Origin of the sequence: Mycobacterium sp. SM3041, assembly GCF_039668335.1 — a bacterium.
Taxonomy (GTDB): Bacteria; Actinomycetota; Actinomycetes; order Mycobacteriales; family Mycobacteriaceae; genus Mycobacterium.
On the sequence record NZ_JAYXBQ010000008.1, the window covers coordinates 1 to 25,638 of the forward strand.

24 protein-coding genes and 1 pseudogene are annotated in these 25,638 nt (G+C 60.8%); 9 read left to right on the plus strand and 16 right to left on the minus strand.

Annotation, left to right across the window (positions count from 1 at the left end; genetic code table 11):
- Window positions 1-248: integrase core domain-containing protein (locus tag VXD91_RS03705; RefSeq protein ID WP_346414635.1), on the plus strand; the 248-nt coding region annotated here is incomplete at its 5' end.
- 67 nt (window positions 249-315) lie between these two features.
- Here the strand turns inward: VXD91_RS03705 and VXD91_RS03710 are convergent.
- The 13 genes and pseudogenes from VXD91_RS03710 to VXD91_RS03770 all read right to left on the minus strand — a co-directional run.
- Window positions 316-638: pseudogene (locus VXD91_RS03710) on the minus strand (TetR family transcriptional regulator); the annotation flags it as partial.
- 223 nt (window positions 639-861) lie between these two features.
- Window positions 862-1,656: a hypothetical protein gene (locus VXD91_RS03715; protein WP_293021477.1), complete on the minus strand. Its 795-nt coding sequence runs from the start codon at window positions 1,654-1,656 to the stop codon at window positions 862-864.
- Window positions 1,646-2,275 carry an Mce protein gene (locus tag VXD91_RS03720; protein WP_346414671.1) on the minus strand — a complete coding sequence of 210 codons (630 nt, stop codon included), beginning with the start codon at window positions 2,273-2,275 and terminating at the stop codon, window positions 1,646-1,648. The genes VXD91_RS03715 and VXD91_RS03720 overlap by 11 nt, the downstream gene beginning before the upstream one ends.
- On the minus strand, window positions 2,245-2,874 hold the full coding sequence (locus VXD91_RS03725) for an Mce protein (protein WP_293021481.1): 630 nt from the start codon (window positions 2,872-2,874) through the stop codon (window positions 2,245-2,247). Before VXD91_RS03725 ends, VXD91_RS03720 begins: the two co-directional genes overlap by 31 nt.
- Window positions 2,875-2,891: 17 nt before the next feature.
- Window positions 2,892-4,154: an MlaD family protein gene (locus VXD91_RS03730; RefSeq protein WP_293021483.1), complete on the minus strand. Its 1,263-nt coding sequence runs from the start codon at window positions 4,152-4,154 to the stop codon at window positions 2,892-2,894.
- Window positions 4,151-5,266: an MCE family protein gene (locus tag VXD91_RS03735; protein ID WP_293021485.1), complete on the minus strand. Its 1,116-nt coding sequence runs from the start codon at window positions 5,264-5,266 to the stop codon at window positions 4,151-4,153. Before VXD91_RS03735 ends, VXD91_RS03730 begins: the two co-directional genes overlap by 4 nt.
- Window positions 5,263-6,459 (minus strand): MCE family protein, encoded by a 1,197-nt coding sequence (locus VXD91_RS03740; protein WP_293021487.1) that lies wholly within the window; start codon window positions 6,457-6,459, stop codon window positions 5,263-5,265. Before VXD91_RS03740 ends, VXD91_RS03735 begins: the two co-directional genes overlap by 4 nt.
- Entirely contained in the window at window positions 6,456-7,514 is a 1,059-nt protein-coding gene (locus tag VXD91_RS03745; protein WP_293021489.1) for an MCE family protein, read from the minus strand. Before VXD91_RS03745 ends, VXD91_RS03740 begins: the two co-directional genes overlap by 4 nt.
- Entirely contained in the window at window positions 7,511-8,560 is a 1,050-nt protein-coding gene (locus VXD91_RS03750) for an MlaD family protein (protein ID WP_293021491.1), read from the minus strand. Before VXD91_RS03750 ends, VXD91_RS03745 begins: the two co-directional genes overlap by 4 nt.
- Window positions 8,557-10,137 (minus strand): MCE family protein, encoded by a 1,581-nt coding sequence (locus VXD91_RS03755; protein WP_346414672.1) that lies wholly within the window; start codon window positions 10,135-10,137, stop codon window positions 8,557-8,559. The genes VXD91_RS03750 and VXD91_RS03755 overlap by 4 nt, the downstream gene beginning before the upstream one ends.
- On the minus strand, window positions 10,137-10,901 hold the full coding sequence (locus VXD91_RS03760; RefSeq protein ID WP_293021522.1) for an ABC transporter permease: 765 nt from the start codon (window positions 10,899-10,901) through the stop codon (window positions 10,137-10,139). Before VXD91_RS03760 ends, VXD91_RS03755 begins: the two co-directional genes overlap by 1 nt.
- Window positions 10,902-10,995: 94 nt before the next feature.
- On the minus strand, window positions 10,996-11,859 hold the full coding sequence (locus VXD91_RS03765; RefSeq protein WP_293021495.1) for an ABC transporter permease: 864 nt from the start codon (window positions 11,857-11,859) through the stop codon (window positions 10,996-10,998).
- Window positions 11,856-12,503 carry a TetR/AcrR family transcriptional regulator gene (locus VXD91_RS03770; protein WP_346414674.1) on the minus strand — a complete coding sequence of 216 codons (648 nt, stop codon included), beginning with the start codon at window positions 12,501-12,503 and terminating at the stop codon, window positions 11,856-11,858. The genes VXD91_RS03765 and VXD91_RS03770 overlap by 4 nt, the downstream gene beginning before the upstream one ends.
- Window positions 12,504-12,714: 211 nt before the next feature.
- Here VXD91_RS03770 and VXD91_RS03775 point away from each other — a divergent pair, with 211 nt between their 5' ends.
- The gene (locus tag VXD91_RS03775) at window positions 12,715-13,920 is read left to right on the plus strand and encodes a hypothetical protein (RefSeq protein ID WP_293021499.1); all 1,206 of its coding nucleotides are present in this window, start codon (window positions 12,715-12,717) and stop codon (window positions 13,918-13,920) included.
- A 7-nt stretch (window positions 13,921-13,927) separates the two neighbouring features.
- Here the strand turns inward: VXD91_RS03775 and VXD91_RS03780 are convergent, their stop codons facing one another.
- Both VXD91_RS03780 and VXD91_RS03785 read right to left on the minus strand, forming a co-directional pair.
- On the minus strand, window positions 13,928-14,758 hold the full coding sequence (locus VXD91_RS03780) for an SDR family NAD(P)-dependent oxidoreductase (RefSeq protein WP_293021501.1): 831 nt from the start codon (window positions 14,756-14,758) through the stop codon (window positions 13,928-13,930).
- Between the two features lie 416 nt (window positions 14,759-15,174).
- Window positions 15,175-16,206, minus strand: a complete 1,032-nt coding sequence (locus tag VXD91_RS03785) for a TIGR03617 family F420-dependent LLM class oxidoreductase (protein ID WP_293021503.1) — start codon at window positions 16,204-16,206, stop codon at window positions 15,175-15,177.
- 904 nt (window positions 16,207-17,110) lie between these two features.
- Here VXD91_RS03785 and VXD91_RS03790 point away from each other — a divergent pair.
- Window positions 17,111-17,245 (plus strand): hypothetical protein, encoded by a 135-nt coding sequence (locus VXD91_RS03790; protein WP_268952833.1) that lies wholly within the window; start codon window positions 17,111-17,113, stop codon window positions 17,243-17,245.
- Between the two features lie 640 nt (window positions 17,246-17,885).
- Entirely contained in the window at window positions 17,886-18,353 is a 468-nt protein-coding gene (locus tag VXD91_RS03795; RefSeq protein ID WP_060999849.1) for a PaaI family thioesterase, read from the plus strand.
- Window positions 18,354-18,967: 614 nt separating this feature from the next.
- Here the strand turns inward: VXD91_RS03795 and VXD91_RS03800 are convergent.
- Window positions 18,968-19,597 carry a TetR/AcrR family transcriptional regulator gene (locus VXD91_RS03800; protein WP_226522215.1) on the minus strand — a complete coding sequence of 210 codons (630 nt, stop codon included), beginning with the start codon at window positions 19,595-19,597 and terminating at the stop codon, window positions 18,968-18,970.
- Between the two features lie 132 nt (window positions 19,598-19,729).
- Between VXD91_RS03800 and VXD91_RS03805 the strand changes: the two genes are divergently transcribed.
- The 5 genes from VXD91_RS03805 to VXD91_RS03825 all read left to right on the plus strand — a co-directional run bounded on the left by VXD91_RS03805 (window position 19,730) and on the right by VXD91_RS03825 (window position 25,531).
- Window positions 19,730-20,581 (plus strand): SDR family NAD(P)-dependent oxidoreductase, encoded by an 852-nt coding sequence (locus VXD91_RS03805; RefSeq protein WP_226519107.1) that lies wholly within the window; start codon window positions 19,730-19,732, stop codon window positions 20,579-20,581.
- A gap of 17 nt (window positions 20,582-20,598) precedes the next feature.
- Window positions 20,599-21,522 carry a ferritin-like domain-containing protein gene (locus VXD91_RS03810; protein WP_226519106.1) on the plus strand — a complete coding sequence of 308 codons (924 nt, stop codon included), beginning with the start codon at window positions 20,599-20,601 and terminating at the stop codon, window positions 21,520-21,522.
- Window positions 21,519-22,985, plus strand: coding sequence for an NAD(P)/FAD-dependent oxidoreductase (locus tag VXD91_RS03815; protein ID WP_226519105.1), 1,467 nt, complete (start codon window positions 21,519-21,521; stop codon window positions 22,983-22,985). The genes VXD91_RS03810 and VXD91_RS03815 overlap by 4 nt, the downstream gene beginning before the upstream one ends.
- A gap of 78 nt (window positions 22,986-23,063) precedes the next feature.
- Entirely contained in the window at window positions 23,064-24,569 is a 1,506-nt protein-coding gene (locus tag VXD91_RS03820; RefSeq protein ID WP_346414673.1) for an NAD(P)/FAD-dependent oxidoreductase, read from the plus strand.
- Complete coding sequence (locus VXD91_RS03825) at window positions 24,566-25,531, plus strand: alpha/beta hydrolase (protein ID WP_226519103.1); 966 nt, start codon at window positions 24,566-24,568, stop codon at window positions 25,529-25,531. Before VXD91_RS03820 ends, VXD91_RS03825 begins: the two co-directional genes overlap by 4 nt.
- Window positions 25,532-25,638: the final 107 nt, after the last annotated feature.

Genomic DNA, 25,638 nt, shown 5'->3' on the forward strand with positions numbered 1-25,638 from the left:
ACGATCTCGCTCGTTCAGTAGGGAGGACCGGGGTGTGTTGGGACAACGCCGCGGCTGAATCTTTTTGGGCTACATTGAAAGTCGAGTTCTATGACCGGTACTTGTGGCCGACCAAAGCGGCCGCTAAGCTCGCCGTCGGTAACTGGATCGAACGGGTCTACAACCGCCGCCGACGCCATTCCGCGATCGGCATGATCACCCCGGTGGAATGCGAAAACCGGATCAATCAGACGGCACAAGCCGCCTGATCCTGTGTCCACCAACTGGGGTCAAGCCCACGCATACGGCGAGTTCGACGTCGAGGTCGCCGAGTTACGGGCGGGCGTCGGGGCTTTGCAGGATGTTGTCGAAGGGTTGCCGGTATTGCTCGACGACGCGGGCGCGCAGGGTGTGGGCAGTGGGGGATGCGTGCCCTCTGCTACGAACCTGGGAGTTTCGGTGGGGCCCAGGGCCGCTCAGGCAAGGGTGGTGACGTGCACCGGCGCTTCGGCGAGAAGGTCAGCTCGCCGGGAGAGCAGTTCGATGAGGCGCTCACGCGGTGTTCCGCTGGTCGGTTCGGGTGGAATGACTTGCGGTAGTAGGCGTTCGAAGGTCGCCGCAAGTAGCTGGGTGGAATGGTTGAAGTGGCGCTAGAGGGAGCGCAGCAGCACAAGCACCCCGAGAACCGGTCGCAACTACGTAAGTCAACGCCGGCCGCGCCCACCCCCAGGTGGTGCGCTCACCGCGGGGCGCACCAAAGCCGGGCCGGTGCGTAACAGGGACGTGGTTGCCCAGCGGTATCCAATTGGCCGTATAGCGGTTCGATCGTTGCTTTCTGAGCGAAGCAGCAGCAGCAGCAGCGTCGTCGTCGATCCCAACTCGTCAACCGCCGTACTGTGGCTTGAGCTTGCCAGCGAGTGCTGCCAGTGGGATGTTTGCGACGACGGTGCCGCCGTCCATGGACCAGACGCGTTGCCCCGGTGGGGTCGGGTCTTCGCGCACCATCGGCTGGTCCGGCATGTAGATCCGCAGGGAGTCACCGGTGAGCGCGAAGGCCCGGTAACTGCCGGAGTACCCGGGGCCGGCGCTGTCCGGCTGGAATTCCGGCACGGTGAACGGGTAGGTGCCCGGTGCGTGCGGCGGAGGTACCGCGTCGAGTATCGGCGGCAGGACCGGTGCGGCGGCGGCCGAAACTGCTTGGTATCCATCGATTCCCGGCCGGAACAAATCCGGCAGATACAACCGCCGCCCCGAGCTCATGTCGAACACGAAGGATCGGAAGGCATTGTTGGGCTGGATGCCGAACGGCTCGAACATCTCGTGCACCACAACCGACTGCACCCCACCGGGACCGGGAATGATCTCGTAATCGGCCTTGGCGCTGCTGTCGCGCGGCGTGGTGTTGCCGGTGTTCCGCCACCCGTTGAACAGGCGGGTGTAGTAGTCACGCAGCACCGGGCCGGCCGTCGGGTTGTCGATGAACTCTGCCGGAACCCGCAGCGACAGCAGCATTTCCGCTTCGCGCTGGGATTTGACCACTGCGGTGCACGCGCCACCGTCCCAGACCGCGCCAAGTTGACTGCAGAATCCGTCGATCGATGCGTGGGCGGTCGGCGTACCGGTCAAAGCGATCGCGGTGACCGCTGCGCCGACCACCGCCCAGGCTCTATTTGCCACGCTTACCGTCCGCTCCGGCCAGCAACACCTCGGTGGCCAGCCATCGATCGCCAACCTTGCGCATCGTCATCGAGACGCTGACGTAGTCGGTCCGCGGGTCCGGCTCCCCGGAACTTGTGACCACCTGCTTCACCGACAACAGCACGTCGACGTCGTCGCCGTGCACCGCCTTGACCGCCGCATCGTTGACAGTGCCGGTGGTGTTGACCTTGCTGTCGATCAACATCTTTCGCATCGACGCCGCAGCCTTGCTGTAGGCGTCCTTGAACTCGCCGGTCGCGCCGTCGATGATGTCGGCAAAGTTCTTGTCGATGACCTTCTGGTCGGTGGTGGTCAGGGTGACCGCATAAGCACGCGCCGCATCGAGTGCCTGCGCAGCCTCGGCATCGCGCTGGTGCTGAGCAAACAGCAGCCATCCCGTCGTGCCGGCGGCTACACCCAGCGCGAGAACCAACACGCCCACTGCCCAGCAGACCGTGCGGCGAACTGTATAGACTTTGGTGGTCTTGGGGATCACGGACTCTGCGCTGACCACGTCAGCGGTTTCGGCCTCGACCTCAGCTTCGGCGACGTCAGATTGCTTGGCCGTCATAGGATTTCGACCTTGCTGGCCAGCCACCGGCGGCCGACCTTCTCCATGGTCATGTCTATCCGGTTGCGGTCGATCCGCGGGCTGGGGTTGGACGCGTTGGTGATCGACTGGTCGACGAACATCAGCACCTCGACCTGGTTCGCCGTCGCCGATTTCACCGCTGCCGCAACGACAATGCCCGTCCCCGAGACCTTGTTGTCGATCAGCACCTGGCGCAACTGAGTGGCACCCTGGCTGTAGGCATCCTTGAACTCACCGGTGGCACCATCGAGTGACTTGCGATAATTGTCGTCAATGTTCTTGGCGTCCAACGTGGTCAGCACCACCGCGTAGTCCTTGGCCGCCTGCAACGCGGCAGCGGTTGCGATCGAGACCTGGTGTTGCTCGTACTGGCGCCAGCCCAGATAACCCAACGCTGACACCAACAGCGCGAAGAGCAACCCGCAGACCATGGCAGCCAGGCCAACCCGCCGCTTGGGCGCGGGTGCAACAAGTTCATCCGTGGCAACGGCGTCGGTGGCATCAACGTCCTCTGAATCGACCGACGACTCGGTCAACTCAGCTGCCTCGGTCTCTGCATCACGCAATTGGTCGAAGACATCGGTACTGCTGGTTCGTTTACTCATGCGTATCTCGTGGCTTGTCAGTTCGGCATCGGTATCGGCAACGACGGTCCACCGTACGGGGTGTCGATGGTGTAGCCCGGATAGTGCGGCGTCTTGTCGGTCACCGCGTGCGGGTCGTATCCCGGTGGCGGGCCGGCAGTGTCGTCGCCCGGCGGACGCGGGGCGTTGCGAGCGCCGCGGACCAGCAGCGAGGGGTCCTGGTTCTCGCAGTAGGTGTATTTGTACGGCTCAGGGAAGCTGGCGTCCGACGGTGAATGCCGGGGCAGGTTGTAGTCGCACCGGTACTTCGGATAGATGTCACCAAGGGCCCAGATAGCGCCGTCATGCACGACGGTGCCGAACCGGTCGATGAACGAATCGCGGTCCGGGCGCCACAGATACTGCAGCGCCGGGATGCGCTGATAGATGATCTGCGACACCGTGGTCAGGTTGCCCAGGATCTGCACGACGTTCTGCCGGTTGTCGCTGATCAGATTGTCCAGCGTCGCCAGTTGCGGCTCGCCCCGATCCACCAGGGTGCGGAAGCCACCGTCCATCTTGTTCACGCCACCCAGCACTTTGGTCAGGTTGTTCGTGGTGGCCGCCAAACCCGGACGCACGTCAGCGATGGTGCCGAACACCACCCGCGTGGTGCGGATCATGCTCGTGGTCTCCGGCAGCACCGAATCCACCGTGTTGGCCAGTAGGCTGGCGCCGTCGAGGATGGCCGACAGTTTGCGGGGTCCGTCCTTGGTGACGTGCAATTCGTTGAACATCTTGCCGAGCTTGTCGGCGTCAAGCTGTGCCAGAGCGCCGCGGCTGTGATCGATGATGTGCGGCAGGGTCAACGGAATGCTCGCCTGCTTGCCCGAAATGACGGCGCCATCCTTCAAATACGGACCATTGGCGTTGTCGGGCCGGAAGTCCAGATACTGCTCCCCTGCCGCCGACAGGCCCGACACCCGCACCGGGCTATCGGCCGGGATGCGGACTGACTTGTCGACAGTGGCGACCGCCTCCACCCCGTGATCGGTGAGGTTGACCGCCTCGACCCGGCCGATCGGGATGCCCCGCAGGGTCACGTCCTGATTGGCCAGCAGCCCACCGGATTCGGGCAATATGATCCGCATCGCAATGGTCCGGTGAAACGGGTTGAACCGCAGGCCGTCGATGGCGATGTAGCCGAAGGCGATCACTGCGGTGAGCAGCAGACCGAACAGAGCCAGCACCACCTTGCGGCTGGCCACCGCCTTGATGATCCGGATGGCCACGGCCAGTACGGAATTCAGCGCGGTGATCATGGGCGGTCCGGTCCGTTGACTCGGCCGAGCAGCATGTTCCACTCGTAGCGCAGGCTGCCGATCAGCAGATGCCAGTCGGTGCCGTCCGGGCCGTGGATACCGGGGTCGCCTGCGTAGTTCTTGTCCGGTAGGGCGCCGATGGCGATCTTGGAAAGGAGCATATCTGCGTGCAGTGCGGTGGAATCGGTGGCCTTGATGAGAATGGACTGCAGCCGGTTGAACGAGTTCAACGACAAGTTGGGGTCCATCACGATCTCGTTGAACACCCGCGATAGGTTGTTGACGTCAGCGGCCACGCTGCGGGTGTCGGTGCCCTTCATCGACGGGAACTTGGCCAGCTGCCGGGTGATCCGGGCGACGTTGTCAACCACATCCATGATCCGCGTGGTGTTGTCGGAGATCACCGACAGCGCCGGCGCACCGGCCGTCAACGCGGTGTCGATACTGTTCTGGTGGCCCGCCACCTCGGCGGCCATGTTCGACGTTGCGCGCAGCGTGGCGTCCAATTGGTCGGTACGCGCGGTCATCTTGGACAGAAATTGGTTGGTCTCCGAAATCAGCCCGGCCAACTTCTCGCCACGCCCACCTACTGCCCGGCCGGCCCCGTTGACATCGGTGGTCAATGCGCGGATGGCGCCACCGTTGACCAGCATGGCCAACGAGTTGAGCAGTTCCTCGACCGTCGGCGCAGCCGACGTGGAGCCCAGTCCGATGGTGTCACCATTGCGCAGCAATGGGCCACCGTCATCATTGCGCGACGGCGGACGAATCTGCAGGAACACGTCGCCCAGCGGTGTGGCAGAACGCAATTCAGCTGTGCTGCCAACCGGGAGCGGCACGTCTTTGCGGATCCGCATGGACACCTTTGCGGTGAAGTCCTCGGCTTCGATCGAGGTGACTTCGCCGATATCCGCGCCGTACAAACGCACTTTCGCCTTCGCCGGCAGGTTCAGCGCGTCGGTGAACACCGCGTTGAGCGTGTATACGGGCCCGCCTGACCCCGGCGACGGCAACGGGACACTGTCCAGTCCCGCGGCGCAACTGGTCATCAGCAACACACCGCTGAGTACTCCGGCGCACCGTGTGCTGCGCCGTACGAAAGTCAGGCTCATCGGGTCGGCCCTCCCTGGGCAGGTACTGCGGGTGCCGGCTGAGCCGGCACCGCCCCGGGTTTGGGCGGCTCGCCTTGACCGGACGGGCCGATGCCATTGGCCATCAGATCCAGCATGGTGGACAGCCCGAAGTCGCTGTTGTAGTCCTGCAATGTTCCTGTTGCACAACCCAGTTGCTTGAGCCCCATCAGGTTGCAGATTTCCTTGTTCAACGAGTTGTTGGCCAGCAGCTTGTCAGTGGGAAGGTGTACGCGTGCGCTGCCTCCGACCGGATCAAGTACGTTGTAAACATTGTCCACCGCCAGCGGAAGGACATCGATGGTCTCTTCGAGTTCGCGCTTGTTGTCCGACAGCGACCTGACCACAGTGTTGAGATCGCCGAACGAACCCTTCAGTTGGTCCCGGTGCCGATCGAGCAGGCCGCTGACCTCATGGAGGATTTCGTTGGCCTTGGCGCCGGTCCGGCCAGAACCGAGGTTCTGGTCGGCCAGAATGTCGCTCAACTGGTGCAGGTCGCCGCCGAATTTGCGGATCGCACTGTCATTTTCGGCGGCGGACTGGGTCAGGTCGGAGACGCTCCGGACGATCTCCTGCAAGTTCTTCTCAGTCTTGGCACCGCCATCGGGGCCGACCTTGAGCGCCTCGGACAACTTGGTCAGAGTCGACTTGATCTGCTCACTGTTGCCGGAGGAGATCTGCGAGCCCAGATTGACCAGATCGCCCAGCGGCCCACCGCCATTGGCGTCACCGCGCAGCGCGGTGCCCAGCTTGTCCATCATGGTCAGTGTCTTGTCGAATTCAACCGGGGTCTTGGTGTTCCCCAATGCGATCAGGTCACCGTCGCGCAGCTTGGGTCCGCTGGTGTACGGCGGCGTCAGTTCGATGTGCCGGTCGGTGAGGATCGAGGCGGAGACGGTGGCCGCGACGACGTCACTGGGGACCGGGACTTTTCGGTCGATGTCCATGGTGACCTCGACGTAGCCGCCCTTGTTCTCCACGGTATCGACTTTGCCCACGGGCATGCCGAGCACCGACACCGCGTTACCGGGGTACAGCCCGACGGCGTCCTGGAAGTGTGCCCGGACGGTGATGTTGCGGTGCCAGAAGTGCGGCACCGCAACTACCGCGGCAACCACTGCGACGACCGCGGTGGCAACTGCAACCAGGCCGATCATCAAGGCGCGCTTACTCATTTGCAGTCCTTGAAGTACTCGACGATGTTGAACTGCCGGGCCCGACCACTGATCGCACAGACCCACGAATCGACCATCAAACCCGCCGGCAGAGTCAGGTCCGTAGCATTACCGCTACCGGTCGCGTTGGCGATGTTGCGCGCTGCCACCGGCGCAATCTGCAGGATGCTGCGCACGAGCGCGTCGTGCTCGGCGAGCATCTTGGCGAATTCATGCAAGCTGTTGATCAGCGCGTCGAGTTGCGGCTCGTCGGCCAAGATCGTGTGCGCCCGGTCGGCGAGCAGCGTCACCCCGTCGAACAAACGCTGCATCGCCGCCCGCCGCGTAGCGATCTCGCCGAGAATCTGGTTGCCCTGCAACACCAACGCACCAAGGTCGGCCTTCTGCCGGTGCAACAGCGCCGCGATGGTATCGGCGTTGGTGATCAACGTGCCGAGCTGGTCGCGCCGGGACTGAATAACCCCGGCAAGGGAATTCAGATTGGTCAAGGCCTGCGGCAACTCGTCGGGCACTCCCTGCAGGCTGCCGCTCATCACCCGTACCGATTCAGCGATCCGATCGGCGTCCAGCGGACCTAGTGTCTCGGTCGCACCCGCCAAGGTCTTCTGCAGGTCGTAAGGCACGTCGGTATGACTCAATTTGATTGTGTTGCCGGATAATTGGCCGGACCCGGCGGGAGTGATCTCCAGATAGCGAGAACCAAGGATGGTGGTCAGCTTGATGGCCGCGTGAGTCTCAGTGCCCAACCGTACGTTCTTGTCGGCCTTGAACGTCACCACCACGTGATCGCCGGCCAGCTGCACGTCCTGCACCTCGCCGACCGGAATCCCCGCGATGGTGACCGGATTGCCCGACTTGATCGCGGCCGCCTGGGCGAATTCGGCGGTGTACTGCTTCTTGTCGACGTCCAGAACACTGACCAGCACGACGGCTGCGATCATCACGACGATGACCGCCAGGCCGATCGCGCCGAGCCAGAACTTGTTGTAGTCCTCCAGCACGCGCTTCCGCTGACCCACGATCTCAGGACGCAGCTTTCCGAACAGCTCGCTCATTGGCACACCGCCGAATGCCAGACCTCGTTGCCATTACCCGGTGTCGCCCGGATCACGAACATCCGGAACCAGTTGAGCAGGCCGCGCCATAGACCGAAGTCGAGGTCGCAGGCATATATGTTGCCATAGCTCCCGTCCTGCGTCATCCGGGCAAGGCCCTTGAGCAGCAACGGAACATTGGCCAGCGCGAAAGCCAGGCGGGGCTTGCCCTCGCCCACACCGTATTTGAGCAAGCCCGGATCGCGGTCGATGAATTGCTGTACATCCGGGGTGATCGCATCGACCAGTGCCGACAGCCGCGTCACGTTCGCGGTGATCGCCCCGACCGATGCGACGAGTTCGTCGCGCCGACTGTTCAAGGAGGACAACGACACCGACGTCTGGTGCAGCATGGTTTCCAGGTTCTTGCTCTGCGTGGCTAGCGTCGCCATCAGCTTGTCCAGGTTGGCGATCAGGTCGCCGAGCGCCGCATCCGGTCCCGCCAGGGTCTGCGTCAGCGACGAAGCCTGGGTCGTCAAGGTCAACAGCGATCCCTGATTGCCCTGGAACGCCTCGATGATGGCGTTGGTCAAGTTGTCCACCTGCTGCGGATCGAGCTCGGTGAACAGTGGCTCAAAACCGTTGAGCATGTAGGAGATATCGAACGACGGGTTGGTCCGCTGTTCCGGAATCTGCGCTCCTGCAGGCATTTTGCGGCGCTCGCCATCGCCTTGGCTCAGCCCGAGGTACCGCTGCCCGATGATGTTCTGGTACGTCACCGAGGCCAGCGTGCTGGCGTAGAGCGTTTGGTTGCTGCGCACTTGGAAGTCGACCTTGGCCTTGTTGTCGGGTGTCAGTTCGATCTTGTCGACCCGACCTACCCGTACTCCGGCGACCCGGACATCATCGCCTTCGGCCAGCCCCGACACGTCGCTGAAAATGGCCGAATAGCTGGAGGTTGGACCAGCGATGTTGCGTTGTAAGGTGGCAAAAACCATCCAGGTGACGGCAACCGAGAAGACCATGAACAGTGCCAGGCCAATGATGGTGCTGCGCTTGATTCTCATGGCCGGCCCTTGTCTGCCTGCCCGCCATCGGCGGGGCCGGGCTCAGGAGTGATCTGGACGCTGCTGCCGCGGGCGACGGGGCCCAGCAGCAATTCGGTAGCGGAAGTGGCTGGGCCGCCGACGATTTGGCTGAGCTGGTTCTTCTCCATCTGACTACCGACCGGACCGACGGTGCCGCCGTACAGCGGTGCGGACTGCTGCTGTACTGGCGCAGGCGCAGGCGCGGGCGCACCGTCCGGCCCGCCCGCCTCTGCCGCTAACGGTGGGGCTGCAGGTGGCGCGGGTGCCGGGCCGGGGTCCGGCGCTGCAGGCGCCGGTGCACCCTGTGGTGCCGGCGGCGCGTTGCGGTCCGGCGGGCCGGGGAAGTCCGGTACCACCGGCACAGAGAATCGGGGCGGCGCGAAGTTGGGGCGGTTCTCGGTCACCCACGGTGGGACTCCCATGCCCATCGAGGCCAGGCCCGGCTTCAGATCGGGCGCGGTCGGGGTTTCCGGTGCGGTGCGGCAACTGGGCCCCTCTATGGCTCCGTAGCGTGGGCAGTCTGCCCGGGTGTACTGGCGCGACGGGTTGATCGAAATCACCGTACCGAGAGTCAGCAGGTGGGTCTCCGGGTTGTAGGCCTCGTCGTAAACCTTGTTGGCCAAGGCCTGCAATCGCGTTGAGATGCCATGGAATTCGCCGGCGTGATCAGCCAGCACACCCAGCCCTGGAGTCAGCCCGGTGCTGACTTCGATCATCCGGTCGGTCTGGTGCTCGAACGCATCAGCAAGGGTTCCGGTCGTGTGCAGCCCACCGGTCAGGAAATTCGTGAGCTGGGAACGCTTCTCGGCGAAGGTGCGCATCGGCTGTACCGAGCTGTCCAGCGCGGCGAACAGATCCGGCGACACCGTACGCAGACTGTCGGCGGCCGACTTCAGCGCCGACAACGTCGTCGGCCCGGAATCGTCGGAAGCAACCACCGAATTCAGTTGCTGCATAACCCTGTTGAGGTCGCCGCCGGCGTCGGTGAGCTTCTGCCCCCGACCGCGGGTGGCCTCCGACAGTGCCGCGAAGACACCGACATTGTTCGAATCCGGCGCCTGCCCAACGGCTTTGAGCAGCTGCCGCAGCTTGGCCAACACGTTCTGGAACAGCACAGTGGGCAAGGTCTGGTCTTCGAGAACGACGTCACCGGTGCGGATGGGCCGCGCGCCATTACCGTTCTGCACCAACTGAACAGCCGATACGGCGAACAGGTTGGCCGGCACCACTCGTGCGGTCACGGTGTCGGGAATCTGCGAAGCGAACTGCGGCTGGATGTTGACGTGCACCACGTTCGGTGAACCGTGCTGCGAGGGCGTCACGCTCGACACCATGCCGACGATCACGCCGCGGAACTTCACGTCGGAGCGCTCCGGCAGGCCGTCGCCGATGTTGATGAGCTTCAGGTCCACCCGGACGAAATCGTCCAACTTGCCTTGCGATTTCACCACCATGAGGACCGCGGCGATCGAGGCCACCACCGCGAAGCACAGGCCGATGACACCCAGCTTGCGGTCGGTCGAGCCCCGCGGGTCGTGGTCGAACGAGTTAGCCATCAGCCACCGAACCTTGCACCGCTGATGACGCCCCACAGCGCCATGGTGAGCAGCATGTTGACGATCATCACGACGGTGACGCTGCCGCGCATCGCCCGCCCGGCCGCCACACCCACACCCGCCGGGCCGCCGGAGGCGAAGTAGCCGTAGTAGCACTGGATGGTCGACGAGATGAACACGAACACCACAGCTTTGATCGTCGCGAACAAGACGTCCCGGCCCTCCAGGAACAGACCGAAGTAATGCAGATACGTGCCGGTCGACTGGCCGGCGATCACGCTGACCAACTGGCACGACAGATACGCCAGCGCCAGGGACGCGAGGAACAGCGGAACCACCGCGATGATCGAGGCCATGACGCGCGTCGCGACCAGGTAGGCCACCGAATTGATACCCAGGGTGTCCAGCGCGTCGATCTCGTCGTTGATCCGCATGGCGCCCAGCTGTGCGGTGAACCGGCACCCGGCCTGCGCGATGAAGGCCATCGCGATCATTGCCGGCGCCAGCTCTCGCGTCGTCGCGAACGAGGAGACCAACCCGGTGGCCGGCCCCAGGCCCAGCAGGTTCAACGCGTTGTAGCCCTCGACCGCGACCAGCGCCCCGGCCGTGACACCAAGCACGCCGGCGACATTCAGCGTGCCACCACCGACCACGATCGAGCCGTTACCCCAGGTGATGTCGGACAGCAGCCGCAGAAACTCCTTGCGGTAACGCAGCCACATCGTGGGCATGGCCAACAAGACCCTGCCGAAGAACTCGACCATGTGGCCGGTACGCCCGGCCGCCTTGAGCAGCCCGTTGCCGACGGCCGTGATCGGCCGCAGCGGTGTCGGGGTGAATGTTGATGGGGCGGCCATATCAGATCGACGTCTTCGGGAAGATGACGACGTACAGCTGGCTCATGACGACGTTGACGATCATCATCAGCAACACCGACTCCACCACGGCGGCGTTGACGGAGTTGGCCACACCCGCCGGACCACCGCGCGTATCCAGGCCCTTATGGCAACTGATCACCGCCACGATGACACCGAAGACGACCGCTTTGACCATGGCCAGCGCCAGGTCGCCAACCGTCGAGAACGACGAGAACGTCGCGATGAACGAGCCCGGGGTGCCGTTCTGCAGGTAGACGTTGAACATGTAGCTCGCCAGGTAGCCGACGAAGCTGGTGACACCGGTCAGCAACACACCGATGAGGACCAGAGCGACCAGCCTCGGCACGACGAGGCGCTGGATCGGGGACACCCCCATGACCTCCATCGCGGAGATCTCCTCGCGCATGGTGCGCGACCCGAGGTCGGCGCAGACGGCCGAGCCGACCGCCGTCGCGAGCAGCAGCGACGCGACCAGCGGGGCGCCCTGCCGGATGACCACCAGACCGGTCGCCGCACCCGACAGCGACGAGGCGCCCACCTGGCCGGCGAGCAAGGCAAACTGGATCGACAACGTCACACTGATCGGGATGGTCACCAGAACCGTTGGGGTGAAGGCGGTTCCGGCCATGAAAGCGGCCTGATCCAGGAACTCGCGCACCTGGAACCGGCCCTTGATGATGTCGAAGAACAGGTACTCCAGAGTCCGCAGCCCGAGCACGATCTGGCCGCCGGCGGTGCTCAGCGACGCGATCGGATGGTTCTGCAGGTACCGCCGGACCCAGTCGATGGCTTCGCCGATGGCAGCGCGGTTGGCCGCTCCGCCGGCCTGTGCGTCGTCCGTCATCGCGTCTGCTCACTCGAGTCGGACGCCTGCCATTCGGCGGCGATGCCACGGCACACCAGGTCGGTGGTTGCCCGCGTCTGCGCGACCAGTCTGTCGCGGTCGGGCTTCTGCCCATGACGCAGCGCGATCCCGAACGGAATCGCCACGATCGATTCCGCGGTGCCGTGGACATCGATGTCAGAACGGATGTAACCGCGAGCGATGCCGTCGCGGAGCATGGCCGACAACGACCGCACACCGCCGTCGAACATGTGGTGGAACTGCTCGGTCATCTGCTGGTCGACGCCCGCGGCCTCCATGACGATCAACTGCAACAGCCGCGGTTCTTCGGCAAGCACATCGGTATAAGCCATCCCGACCGCCATCACGTACTCGCGAAACTCCGTGATGGTGGCGAGGCTGCCGGGCAACACCTCCCCGATCGCTGACAGCAAACGGCCGTTGACGCGGCGCACGGCCTGGTCGATGATGTCGCGCTTATTGGCGAAATAGCGGTAGAACATCGAATGACCAGCGCCCAGCCGTTTGGCGATATGGCTGATCGAAGTCTGGTGATACCCGCGCACAGCAAACTCAGCCAACGCGGCGTCAATGACTTCCTCCCGCACCAACTCAGCCCGTTTCGCACGCTGGCGTTCCGCCATGGTCGCGCGCACCTCGCCTGTCACGCGGATCACAGTAGCGCATCAATTCCGGATTTGAGCACACTCTCCGAGAAACGGAATCAATTGTTTCAAACGTAAGTTTTGCGCTGTTTCGGTTTGATGGAATACACATCGAACTGCTGGCGCAGCACAGTAGGGCGGCCCGTCCGGCAATGGAGCGATTTCTACATCTTCATGAAGTCCCACAGGTATGGCCACCGCCGTGCTAACGGGTTGCGGAGCACCACCGGATCAGTCCAAGGACATCGACCCCTCCCACCCGCTGGGCGGCAAGGACGGCGGCCGCGACGGCGAGTGCACCCGCGACGGCAACAAATGGACCTGGGCGGTGTATTTCCCTCGGGGACAACAGGATTTCAACACCATCAAGGGCAAGCTGGAAGACGACATCGACGTTGCCCGCAAGCACAATCCGGTCGGAATCGCCTTCGTCACTAACCAAGAACTGCGGCTTGCCGAACGTCGAGACCTGGGTGAGCTCGGTGGCGACATCGCCATCGAGCGGTACCACTTGGAACGGCTGGCCACCATCTTGGACCGGCCGAAAATGGCATCCGTACGTCAGCAGTACCTCAAGATCGCTCCAGGTCGATCGCCCATGATCGTCAACGCGGCGGTCGCCGGCACCGCCGTCACGTTCTTCGGCGAGGATGCGGTGGTCGACCTGCTCGTGGACGTGCACGAGAACCAGGTCCGAGAACGTTCCGAAACGGCTAAGCAATCGAAGTCACGAACCCCGTCCATACTCGACAGGTTCAACCCAGCCGGGCTCTATCAAAGCCTCGGGATCGCCGAACCTGAACCGCCAAAAGTGTTGAGCGAAATCGAAATCGACGAGAGCGTCCAGGCGTACCGGGAAACGATCGAGGCCGACTGGAAGTGGTCGCGGGGCCATTTGGCTGGTGCGGCGTGCTCGGGTCTGAAGTTCACCATCGAAAACGTCGAAACCTCGTTCCTCAACAACGTCGAGATCGTGCTGACATTCACCGGAGCACGCGGTGTCGACTGGCGGGCTGCCGACGCCTTCGAACTCGACAAGATGCAGGACCGCCACTGGATGGCCCCGACGTGGGGCGGCGTCGCACCGCCGTATATCCCGAGGCGCCTCAAGAACTATCCGGTTACTTACGACCACAACGACGATGGTGACCTTGAAGTGACGATCACCCTGGATACGTTGCGGCCCAGGAAAACATGGACGAGCAGTGCCGACGACATCGTCCTCATTGCTCGTACCGACGATCTCGACGATGTGACAGCCACCTATACGGTCACCGCTGACGGCTACAACGAACTGTTCGAAGGTGGTCCGATCACCATTCCTGTAGAACGGGTTTCAGCTTTCAATACCCTCGGGGACCTGTTGGGTGTGGACGATGACGGCGACGACGAATAGGCGCTCGCTATATGGCGGTCGATAGGGCATCACCCATCGACGCGGCGCTCGCCATCGCCATCGACCGAACCGCATCATTACGGCTTACTTGCCCCAACATCGTGACAGCAGTACGCATTTGGTCCCCGACAAACACCGTCGGACCGTCGGTGAGATTCGCAAAGGCCTCGGCGACCACACTGTCGACGGTGTCGGCCCCGTTGGGGATCGCAGTGAGTGAAGCAAGCTGGCCGCGTTCGAATTCGAGTTGGCGAAGCGCCGGCGTATCCGTCTTGCCCAGAATCAGGCCAATGACATCAATTCCCTTGGGATTCAACTCACTCCACAACGCTTCAGCCAGAATCATGTCGAATGCCTTGCTCGGACCATATGCCACCATATTCGGACCACCCACCAGGCCGGCACCGGAGCCGAAGATGACAATGCCGCCCGTACCTCGTTCGACCATACGCGGCGCGAACTGATGACACAGCTGCATCAAGGTCACGCAATTACGTTGCACCAATGACTCTGACACTTCGATCGGTGTCTCCAGAAACGGTCTGAAGGTGGGATCGGCGCCAGCGCAGTACGCGAGGAAACCGATCTGCAGATCATGGGTCGCATCCGCGATTGCACGGGAGGCTTCGGGCGCAGAGAGGTCGACGACCAGCGTGCGCGTCTGCACCCCAGTCCGATCCGCGATGCCGCGAGCCACTTCATCCAACGCCGACTGCCGCCGGGCCACCAACACCACATTGAGCCCACGCTCAGCCAACGCCTCAGCGAAAGCCGCTCCGACACCGTCAGAGGCACCGGCTACAAGTGCCCACGGACCGTACTTCGATTCAAAGGTCATGACTCGCCAATTCTCTTGTACCGCTGGCATTGAAGGTCCGCACAATCGGGCAGACGCGAGTTACATGTGTACGACGGAACGACCGGCCACCGACCCTCCACCACATGTCACCATCGTGGCTACCAGTGCGATTGGCGCCAAATCGGCTTCCTCTTACAGATAACAATGCGAACTTGGCGAGCAGCGGGAGCACATGGCCCTCGCTGTCAGACAATCGATAGCTCTGAGCGCTAGGCGGCTGGCCATGGCACTGTTCCGGTGCGCCCTTAACCCGATGTTCAAAAGCTACAGGATTTCTTGACTCAAGCGGCAGCGCGTGTAGTCGTAATGACCTATGCGGCCGATCTCGAGAATGCATAGAGGCATCGCATTGCGGAAACGAAGTCCCCGGGCGCGATCGTGAGTTTGTTTTGATGTCAGTCAAACTGGGGCAAGGCCGCCGACAACCGCCGCGCGATCTCGCCGTACCGTTCGAAGCGGTCTGACCCGCCGAGGGCGTTGTAGAGCACGATGCGGGTGGCGACGCCGTCATATTTGGCAACGAGCTTGTCCGCCAGCTCATCCCAGGTGGATTCAGTGGCGAACGCGGCGATGTGGTCGTCGGTGATCTGCGCCATCATGCCTGCCATGTCGCCGGCTTTCTGCTTCTCCCGCAGGCGCGCGGTGGTGCCCTCGAAACCGGCCTCGTCCCAGATGAAGGCGTAGTTCGGGGTGCTGCCGTAGAAGCTCATGCTGGCCCGCACGAATTCACGCTCGTTGTGGCGTTCTTCGTCGGTGTCGCCGACAATCGTCATCGCCGGGATGATCGTGTCGATGTCAGCGGGGGAGCGACCCGCCTTCTCGGCACCGGCGGCGACATTGGGCAGTACGTGGCGGGCGATGTAGCCCGGCTCGCCGAGTGGGTGGATGTGCACGCCGTCGGCCACCTCGCCGGCCATGCGCAGCATCCACGGATTCACCGCCGCGATATCGACTTTGGGATCGGGGGCGTCGATGGGGCCGGGGCTCCATTGTGGGGTGATGAAGTCCAGGTCGTAGAAGTCGCCGTGATGGTCGAGCTTGCCGGTCCGGAACGCGGTGAAGCACGCTTTCACGGCGCGTACGTAGTCGCGCAGCCGTGGTCCAGGCTGTTCGAAGGGCATGCCGTAGCGACGCACCACGTGCGTGCGTACCTGGGTGCCGATCCCGAGGCGGAATTTGCCTCCTGTGGCTTCCTGCAGTTCCCACGCTGATGCCGCGGTGATGAAGGGACTTCGCGGGAAAGCTACTGCGACACCGGTGGACAGTTCGAGCCCGGGCGCAGCCTGGGATGCAACCGCTGCGCTCAGATAGGCGGTCCGGCCGGTCTCGGTCAGCAGGAGGCCGGAGAAACCGGCGGCCTGCGTGCGCTGGGCAAGTGCGCCCATCTGAGTCAAAGGCTGCGGAACGGTCATCACGTCGACGTGCACACTGGGAGCCTACGCGTTGGATGTTCGCGGCGGTGGGAAGTGCCGAGCGCCAATCTCCTTGTCGCGCAGTTCTGCCCGCACCCCCGGCATTTCGACCCGCAAGTGATGGCACCTCACCATAGGACCGATCACATCTCATTTATGACAGTTCCGGTGGTCTTGATGGTGACACTTCTGTCCCGAGGGTCGCCTCGAACGGGTCTCGTTCACGGCGTCGTTGGCGCGCATCGTCCACGAGTCGGGCGTGTGGCGCGTACTTGAGTCGAAGAAGTAGCCCGCTCGGCATGGCGGGCGGTCCGTGGGCGCATCAGATGGACTGTGTAAATCCTCTTAACGGAAGGATCGCAGGACGTGACGACATAAAAGGGCAATGGATGCGGCGCTGATTGCCGCCAGCCCTGCAGTCGAGATGGCCGACGCGCTTCGTGCTTCGGGGCAGTGCATGAACTGCCGGCGCTGATCGATGGCGGTGACCGGTGATGGCGGGCTGCTGCCGAGGTTGATCAAGCTCGTCCTTCAACGTGGGCTGGCGCCGAACTCCCTGCTCACCTTGGGGACGAGAACGGCGAGCTGATCAAGGGGCTGTAACGGCGGCCACTCAAGACGGTGCTCACCACGCCAGCCCGGTACTCTTGGACGTGCCGCGAGACCGCAGCGGTTCGTTGCCCCCGATGCTGGTACCCATCGGCCAGCGTGGTTAAGGCAGGCTCGATGGCATGGCCATCTCTCTATATGCGGTGCGGAATCAATTTGCGGGACATCCGATTTCGGATTTGGCTCGGCGATCGGGACGCAGGCATCGCGAGAGACGATCCCCAGTATCGTCGAAGAGGTCTCCGATGGGGTCCTGGCATGGCAGCGCCGACCGCCGGAATCGTCGTATCCGGTGATCTAGCTCGACGCGATGATCGTGAAGGTCAAAGACGGCGGCCGCACGCCACCAACGCCGCGCCACATCGCTGTGGCCGTCGATATGACCGGGATCAAGCGCGTTCGGGTGATCTGGGTTCAGCCGAACGAAGGCGCTTCGTTTTTCTAGGTGTCGGTATCCGCCGCTTTGGCCAACCGCAGGGTCAAGGATGTGTTGACCGTGCGCTGCGGCGGGCTCATTGGGTTCCCGGACGCGATCGCGACCATGCGGTCACACACCGCGGTGCAGACGTGCGCGGCGAATCTGAGCCGTAACTCGATGCGGTTTTGTGTCGGTGCCCCGGTTGAAAAGCGATTGCATTCCCTATGCTACTCAATGTAGCGTAGGGAAACTAACTGTACGGATTGTGCTGCTCGGAATGTGAACATTGACTGTCAGGTAGCCAGCGTTCCGGCACTCTCGTGAGTACTGGTGGATTACGCTGCTGGCTACGCTGAATACAGCATGTTGCTTCCGGCTTAGTGAGGATTCGCAGGTCGCGAGGCGGGCGTTCGCGTTCGACAGACGCGTCGATGAGTCTCCGCTGGAAGTAACGAGGAGTTTTCGTGCCCGGTTGTGCGACAAGGGAATCCCATTCGGCGTCATCGGTGCGGTGCCCTTGCCCGTCTTCGGGATAGCGAGCAGAGCAGCCGGCCCGCATTCGAGCGCCAGCGATCGTGGTACTTACCACCAGTGACGAGAAGAGGTCTTTGTGAGCATTTCGAATCCACCGGACGTGCAGCGGTTACCGTCGCACACTCCGACGTGTATGGGCTGTGGGCCAGACAATCCGCATGGACTGCACCTTTCGGTCTTCCGTCGAGGGGAGGAGGTGTACGCGGACGTCACATTCGATGAACGGCACGTCGGCGCGCCAGGTCTCGCCCACGGCGGGGCCATCGCCGCCGCGTGCGATGACTTGTTTGGCTTCACGTTGTGGATCGCCGGAACGCCGGCTGTCACACGCAGGCTGACCGTCGAGTACTTGCAGCCGGTTCCGCTGCATGATGCCCATAGGATCGCCGCGCGTATTACTGAACGCAATGGCCGTGCCATCCACGTCACCGGCGCCGGAATTGGTGCTGACGGCGTTATGCGCTTCACTGCTGAAGCGGTCTTCATAGCAGTGGAAGTAGGGCACTTCGCTGCGCATGGGGACATCAAGGGATTCGGCGAACTATTCGCGGAACTCGTTCGCCGTGCAGACAACGGGGCTCATCAACAGGAAGTGCAGTGAACCTGTTTGCGGCAGGCCGCGTTCGTGCCTTCCGCACCCGATCACAGACAGCCGTAATCGGTATGAGTTGAAACCATCGATGCGATCGCCTCGTCGTTCTTCTGGCAGCTGCGGCGCTCTAGAGTCCCGAGGGACAACCGCTGATTGGACTGGGACGATGAACAGGTCCGCGCACTTAGGCTCGAACAGCCGATTCGCCGACTATGGGTGGAGACCGAATAACCCGACGCTCATCAAGGCGAAGACAAGAGCTTTCGTCCCGGTCGACCAATTGGTGAGCGGGGTCGGTTCCCGGCTGCGGTGGCGCAGGGCATCGGCGCCAGCCGCAGTCGGATTCTCGTCCACCGGGCACCTTCGGTGCTTCGCCCATCGATTGGTGAGGTCCCAATTGTCAACCTTGGCGACCTGTAGGAATACGCATAGTGTTGTCGGTGGATTGCCGCTGGAGTTCGGTGGGGCACCTCGTGGTCGATCGTATTCGACATCATTCGTGTGATCGCAAAAGCGGACGGTTCCCCAGGCCATGTGTCTGGTGACCCCGTCGCGCACATCGCCTTCGTTGAATTACCTAGTTCGACGGAGCAGAACGAGTCGACCAGCTACATCACCGTGCATCAATCAGCCAGGTAACGCTGCGCGAGAATCTCGGCTAGTCGGCTCGTATGCACAATCACCTCGTCCTTCGACACATCGAGCAGCCCAGAATGCCACGCGGTGATGACTTCGACGAAACCTCCTACGGCAACCAAGGTATCCATGCGGAGCGCTGCCTCGTCTACGTCATCAAGCAAATGGGGTCGGCTTGCCTCCACGACGAGTTGCGTTGCGTCTTGCAGTGCGAGTGCGCGGCGATCCTGAAGTGGAGAACTGCCGACGTGGTGGGCGAGAAGAATGCTGGCTTGGCCTGGATCGGAAGCGATCCGGTCAACCACGATGGCGATCGCCGCGGTAATAGTCTCCATCGCCGGCCGATCGATTCGCTCGTTGAACAGCGTTGAGAGCTCGCCTAGCACCTCACTCCGGACACCGTCCCACGCTGCCACGAGCAAATCGTCGCGGGTCTTGAACTCTTCGTAGAAGTATCGGTCATTGAGCCCGGCGGTTGCGCACACGCCGCGCATGGTTACCGCAGCCCAGCCGTTCTCGGTCCATATTTCAGTCGCCGCCTCGATGAACCTCTGGCGCCGCTCTGCTCGCCGTTCCGCGCCTGTGCGCCCACCCCAGCGCTTGTTTTGAGACCGCACACCACCATCTTGACAAACGGGACAAGCGACCGACAAACTGGTGTCATCCGCCACCAATGGTGGCAGCCGCCACCAAAAGTGAGTTGCGTCGCAATCTCTCTGCGGCCGCCAAATCAAATAGGGAAAGGTCACATGAGATTGTCGTTTCTTGGCCGAACGCCAGGCCGGAGTTATGGAGCCGACGCTGTCGTGACGGGGGCGGGCAGTGGCATCGGGCGCGCCTTTGCTGTAGAGCTCGCGCGTCGCGGTGGCCGGGTGATATGTGCTGACAGAAATCTGAGCACAGCGCGCGCGTCGGCCGAACTGGTGCGCCAGGCAGGCGGCGAAGGCCTCGACATCGAATGCGATGTGACCGAACTTGACCAGGTACAGCAGCTGGCAAAGACAGGTGAGAGTTGGTTCGGAAAGCCCGCCAGCTTGGTGATCAATAACGCCGGAATCGGCGCGGGTGGCAACGTTATCGGTGCAACATCGATAAACGACTGGAATGCCGCGATCTCAGTGAACCTTTGGGGTGTGATCTACGGTTGCGAGACTTTTGTCCCTCGGATGCGCGAGCATCGCCGATGCGGTGTAATCAACGTTGCGTCCGCGGCAAGTTTTGGCGCCGCGCCGCGTATGGGCGCCTACAACGTGAGTAAAGCGGGCGTTTTGGCTCTATCAGAGACATTAGCAGCCGAACTTTCTGGTACCGATGTCAATGTCACCGTGCTTTGTCCGACATTTGTGAAAACCAACATCGTAGATAATCCTCAGATCCAAGAGTCTGCTGCCAGACTCGCGGGCACGCTGATGAAGTGGACCGGCGTATCGCCGGAGTCTGTCGCACGCAAAACACTCGACGCACATGACCGGGGGCAAATCTACGTCGTGCCTCAGATCGATGCAAAAGTGCTGTGGCAGATTAAAAGAACACTACCGAGCACTTTCACACGTGCATTGGGATTGATGGATCAAGTGGCTTCCTGGAAACAGATCGTCTAGAGAAAGCGGGTAAGGAAATGTCTTTCGCATATAGCGATATGCTCGAAACCATAAAAAGTAAGCAATGGGCGCTGGCGGATATCGATTGGGATGCTCCGGGTGCTGAGCTCATCACGGATGAGCAGCGCCCCAAGCTCAAGCAGTTCATGGCTGACGTAGTGTGGATTGAACATGTCGGAGCGCGGGCATTCGCGGCGATGGCACCAAAAGCTCCGTTCGAGGCTCTGGGTGACATTTACCGGTACTTTCACGCTGAAGAGCAGCGCCACGCCAACGTTGAGCTAGCACTCATGCGGCGGTGGGGGATGCTGGAAAAGGACGAAAAGCCCGTTCCGAACAAAAATATCCGGCTGGTGATTGAATGGCTAGATCGATATGCTGAAGCTCTACCATTAACGGTGATTGGTGCCGCGATTCCCGCTCTGGAAACCGCCCTCGACGGAGCTTTGCTCAAATTTCTATTGGACGAGGTCGCGGACCCGCTTTGTGCCGAGGTTTTCAATAAAGTGAACAGCGACGAGTCGAGGCATCTAGCTGTAGGTTTTCAGGTCCTCAATGATCTGGGTGCCAGCCCGATGCGAGTCCACGCAATCCAAACAGCTGGCGCGCTGATTGATCCAAGAATCCTGGCTGGCGGGTTACTCTATGTACCTCTCCTAACGCGAATGCTGATGAATCTCAATGCCATGGGCTTGTCGGAAGAAAAACTATACAACGCCGTAACACGTTACGCGAATGTCGGTGATCGCAGTGAACACACTCGGAGGGTTCCCGGATATCACATTCTGAAGGCTCACATGTCGTCTTCGATTAAACGCTCCCAACCCCTGCATTTCATATCACAGCGCCTGGGCGACGCAATCGATGTTTTCCCCGTTCGAGTTCTAGGTCGACCACCTTCATGGACTGACGAGCTGACTTATGAGCCGGTAGCGAAATGACAGAAGTAAAGACCACTCTAATAATTGGCGCCGGATTCGCTGGTATCGGCACGGCTGTTCGGCTGATTCAGGAGGGCATGGACGAATTCGTTATATTGGAGCGTTCCGATAGTATCGGAGGAACCTGGCGGGATAACAGCTACCCCGGAGCGGCTTGCGACATTCCTTCATTGCTCTATTCTTACTCCTTTGAACAGAACCCTTCCTGGTCGCAAGCGTACTCGGGTAGCGCCGAGATACTGCAATATATTGAACGAATCGTAGCAAAGTATGATCTTACTCGATTCATCAAATTTAGTTCTGAAGTGAGTTCGATTGAATTCGATGAAGAAAGCGCTACCTGGGTTGCTGACACACGGGATGGCCGGCGATACGTGGGTCGGTCGATCGTCATTGCGAGTGGGCCACTTGCGAATGTGAGTCTCCCGGACATCAGGGGTATTGATTCATACGAAGGCAAAAAGATGCACAGCGCTCGCTGGGATCACGCCTATGACTTTTCAGGCAAACGTGTTGCCGTGGTCGGAACAGGTGCGAGTGCAGTCCAGATTGTGCCAGAATTGGTAAAATGCGCTAAATCAGTCAAGGTCTTTCAGCGAACGCCCGGTTGGGTTCTACCAAGGCCGAATTTCACGCACCCGGGCTGGTTGCGATCCATGTTCCGTCGTTCGTCTTCACTCGAACAAGCTGGGCGACAGATATGGTTTTGGGCGCACGAGGTCATGGCTGTCGGCATGGTGTGGGATACGGCTGCAACGACAGTCATCGAAATAGCGGCGAAATCTAATCTGCGTCGGCAGGTGAAGGACAGCTGGCTTCGACGGCAGTTGACCCCTAACTTCAGGCCGGGGTGCAAACGGATGCTGATGACCAGCGAGTACTACCCAGCCCTGCAAGCTAGTAATTGCAAGCTCATTAGTTGGCCAATTGCTACTCTGGCTCCTAACGGTATTCGGACAGCCGATGGTGTCGAGCATGAGGTCGACTGTATAGTTTTTGCAACCGGATTTGATGTCTGTAAGCAAGGCACACCCTTCCCGGTGCGAGGTCTAAACGGGCGAAAGCTAGACGATGAATGGTCTCGGGGAACGTATGCCTATAAAAGTGTGAACGTCGCCGGCTATCCGAACCTATTCTTCACTTTTGGACCGAATTCCGGTCCTGGCCATAATTCAGCTCTTATCTATATGGAAGCGGCCATCGACTACATCGTCAAGGCGATCAAAGTGCTCCAAGCTCAAGGTGTGCGCACTCTAGATGTTCGAAATGACCGGCAAAGTGCCTACCACGCGGACATCCAACGTCGTCTTAAGCGGACGACTTGGAATTCAGGATGCACAAGTTGGTACCTAACCGAGGACGGCTACAACGGTACGATGTATCCGGGTTTTGCCACCCAATTCAGAAGAGAACTCTCTCAATTCGACATGCATGACTATATCGTCACTGGCAATGACGGATAGAAGCCGATCATTCGGCGCTTCTCAAAAAGCGTCGGATGACAATGCCCATAGATCAGTCTTAGGAAGCGATGAATTTATATGCAGGTCTTCGATAGTGAGATAATAATCGTGGGAGCGGGCTTCTCGGGTATCGGCACCGCGATCAGCCTGCAAAAGGCGGGATTTTCCGACTTCTTAATCGTAGATGATGCCGGCGGTGTAGGTGGCACTTGGCATTGGAACACTTATCCCGGTATCGCGGTGGATATTCCGTCGTATAGCTATCAATTTTCCTACGAAAAACGGGCTGATTGGTCGCGAACATATGCACACGGAAATGAGCTCAAAGACTATGCGGTCGAGTGTGTAGAGAAGTATGGGCTTGCCGAAAAAATTCGCTTCAATACGACCATTATTGAAGCTTGTTATGATGAGTCTGTAAATCTATGGCAATTGCTGACTGCGGCTGGGGAGAAGCTAGCCGCACGTTTCGTCATCAACTGTTCAGGTGTTTTGAGTCGCCCGAAATGGCCGGAGATACCGGGCGTTGCAAGCTTTGCTGGTGTCACCCTGCACACCGCTCGATGGGATCATTCTAAGGACGTCGCGGGCAAGAGAGTGGCAGTCATCGGTACGGGAGCTTCAGCGGTACAGCTGATTCCTGAAGTCGCCAAAACTGCGGCAAGTTTGACGGTGTTTCAACGTACGCCCATCTATTGTTTGCCTAAGCCGGATTTTCGGGTACCTAGGTGGGCTCGCGCTGCATTACGCCATTTTCCGGGCGTGCAGTTTGCCACGCGCATAGGTAGTCAAGCATTTGTCGAGCTGACGTTTCCAATCGCGGCTCACTTTCACACTATTCTTCCCATGTCGACCGCGATGGAGGACCTCGCGAAGCGCTATATGCGCAATCAAGTAGATGACCCATGCACGAGGGAAAGTCTTATTCCAAAATATGCTCTCGGATGTAAGAGGCCTAGCTTCCACAATTCATATCTAACGACTTACAATAGACGCAATGTTTCGCTCGAAACGGATGGAATCTCATACATAGATGGCCAATCAATTCACACGATCAACGGTGAAACCTATCCGATTGATGTTCTAATACTCGCGACGGGTTTCAAGGTGATGGAGCCGGGCAACATGCCGACATATACGCTTAAAGGCCTCGGTGGACTCGAACAGGCGGCTTGGTGGGGCGAGCACCGCCTCCAGGCTTTTGAGGGCGTGAGCGTCCCGGGATTTCCGAATCATTTCAACATCTTTGGTCCATATGGTTACAACGGTTCTTCTTATTTCGCCTTAATCGAAGCGCAGAGTCGGCACATTGTCCGATGCCTTAGGCATGCCCGCGCGTCGGGATCGAATTATATAGAGGTCACTGATGAGGCCAATGATCGGTATTTTGCTGATGTGCTCCGGCGACGCCACCGACAAGTTTTCTGGCAACCCACCTGTTCGGCGGCAAATAGTTACTATTTCGACCAACATGGAGATGTGCCGCTCCGCCCGTCGACGACACTCGAGACATCTCTGCGTAGCCGAACCTTTCCATTGTCTAGTTACCGATTTGACAGGCGAGGGTCGGTGGCCTCGTCGTGACGGATATGAAGGCGCCGGACTGGCGGCCCAGCATCGCGAGCTACTTGCTCGCTCTCTCGTCTCAGATTACGATTCGCCCGCTGGCCAGAGTTCTCCCTCCGAATGCCTATGGGATTGCTGTCTTGGATCGAGTGCTGCGTATGGCACTTGCCACCTCGTGGCCACGCCGTGGGGTGACAGTCGAACAGGTGGATGCCCAGTTTGCTGGAAGTCGGATTTGCGGGGAATGGGTCACATCGTCCGCTGTTGATCCTCACGCACCGCCTGTGCTCTATATTCACGGCGGCGCCTATTCGATGTGTTCTCCAGGTACGCATCGCGGACTTCTCGGTGAGCTGGCCTCAGCTAGCGGTCGGCCGATCTTCGCCGTCAAGTACCGACTAGCGCCGCGCTACCCGTACCCGGCCGCAGCTGACGACGCATTGAATGCGTACCGCTGGCTTGCGCATCGGTCGAGTTCATCTGGAGGGCGAGATTCTGTGGCTTTGGCTGGAGATTCCGCAGGAGGGCAGCTCTCGATGGCGACTGCGCTAAGCGCGCGAGACGAGATGCTGCCAGTCCCGGATTCGTTGCTCCTGATGTCCCCGGTGCTGGACCTCAGCTGCAAACTAGCGCGAGCACGCGAAGTCCGGCGCTCAGACCCTTTCGCGTCTGCACGGTCGGCGGCACGGGCGCTCCAGTTGTACGTAGCTGGGGCAGATCCCAGCGATCCTCGAGTTAGCGTGCTTACTGCCGACCTTTGCGGCATGCCACCGACCTTGATTCAAGTCGGTGGTCGAGAAATGCTGATCGATGATTCGCGGACGCTCGGAAAGTATCTTCGAGCCGACGGCTCATCGGTCGAAATCCAGGTGTATCGAGGACAAATTCACGTTTTCCAGGCCATGTTCAGAGTTTTGCCCGAGGCGCGCGAAGCGATTGAATGTGCAGGTAGATTCCTCAAAGAAGCTGCGTCGAAATGAAAAGCGCCGAACTAGTGATTTGATGTAAATTTCAGTAACCTTTTGGTCTCTGTCGAAATATGGTGAAGGTTTCTTTCTAAACGGCATGGATGCGATCCGGTGCAGAT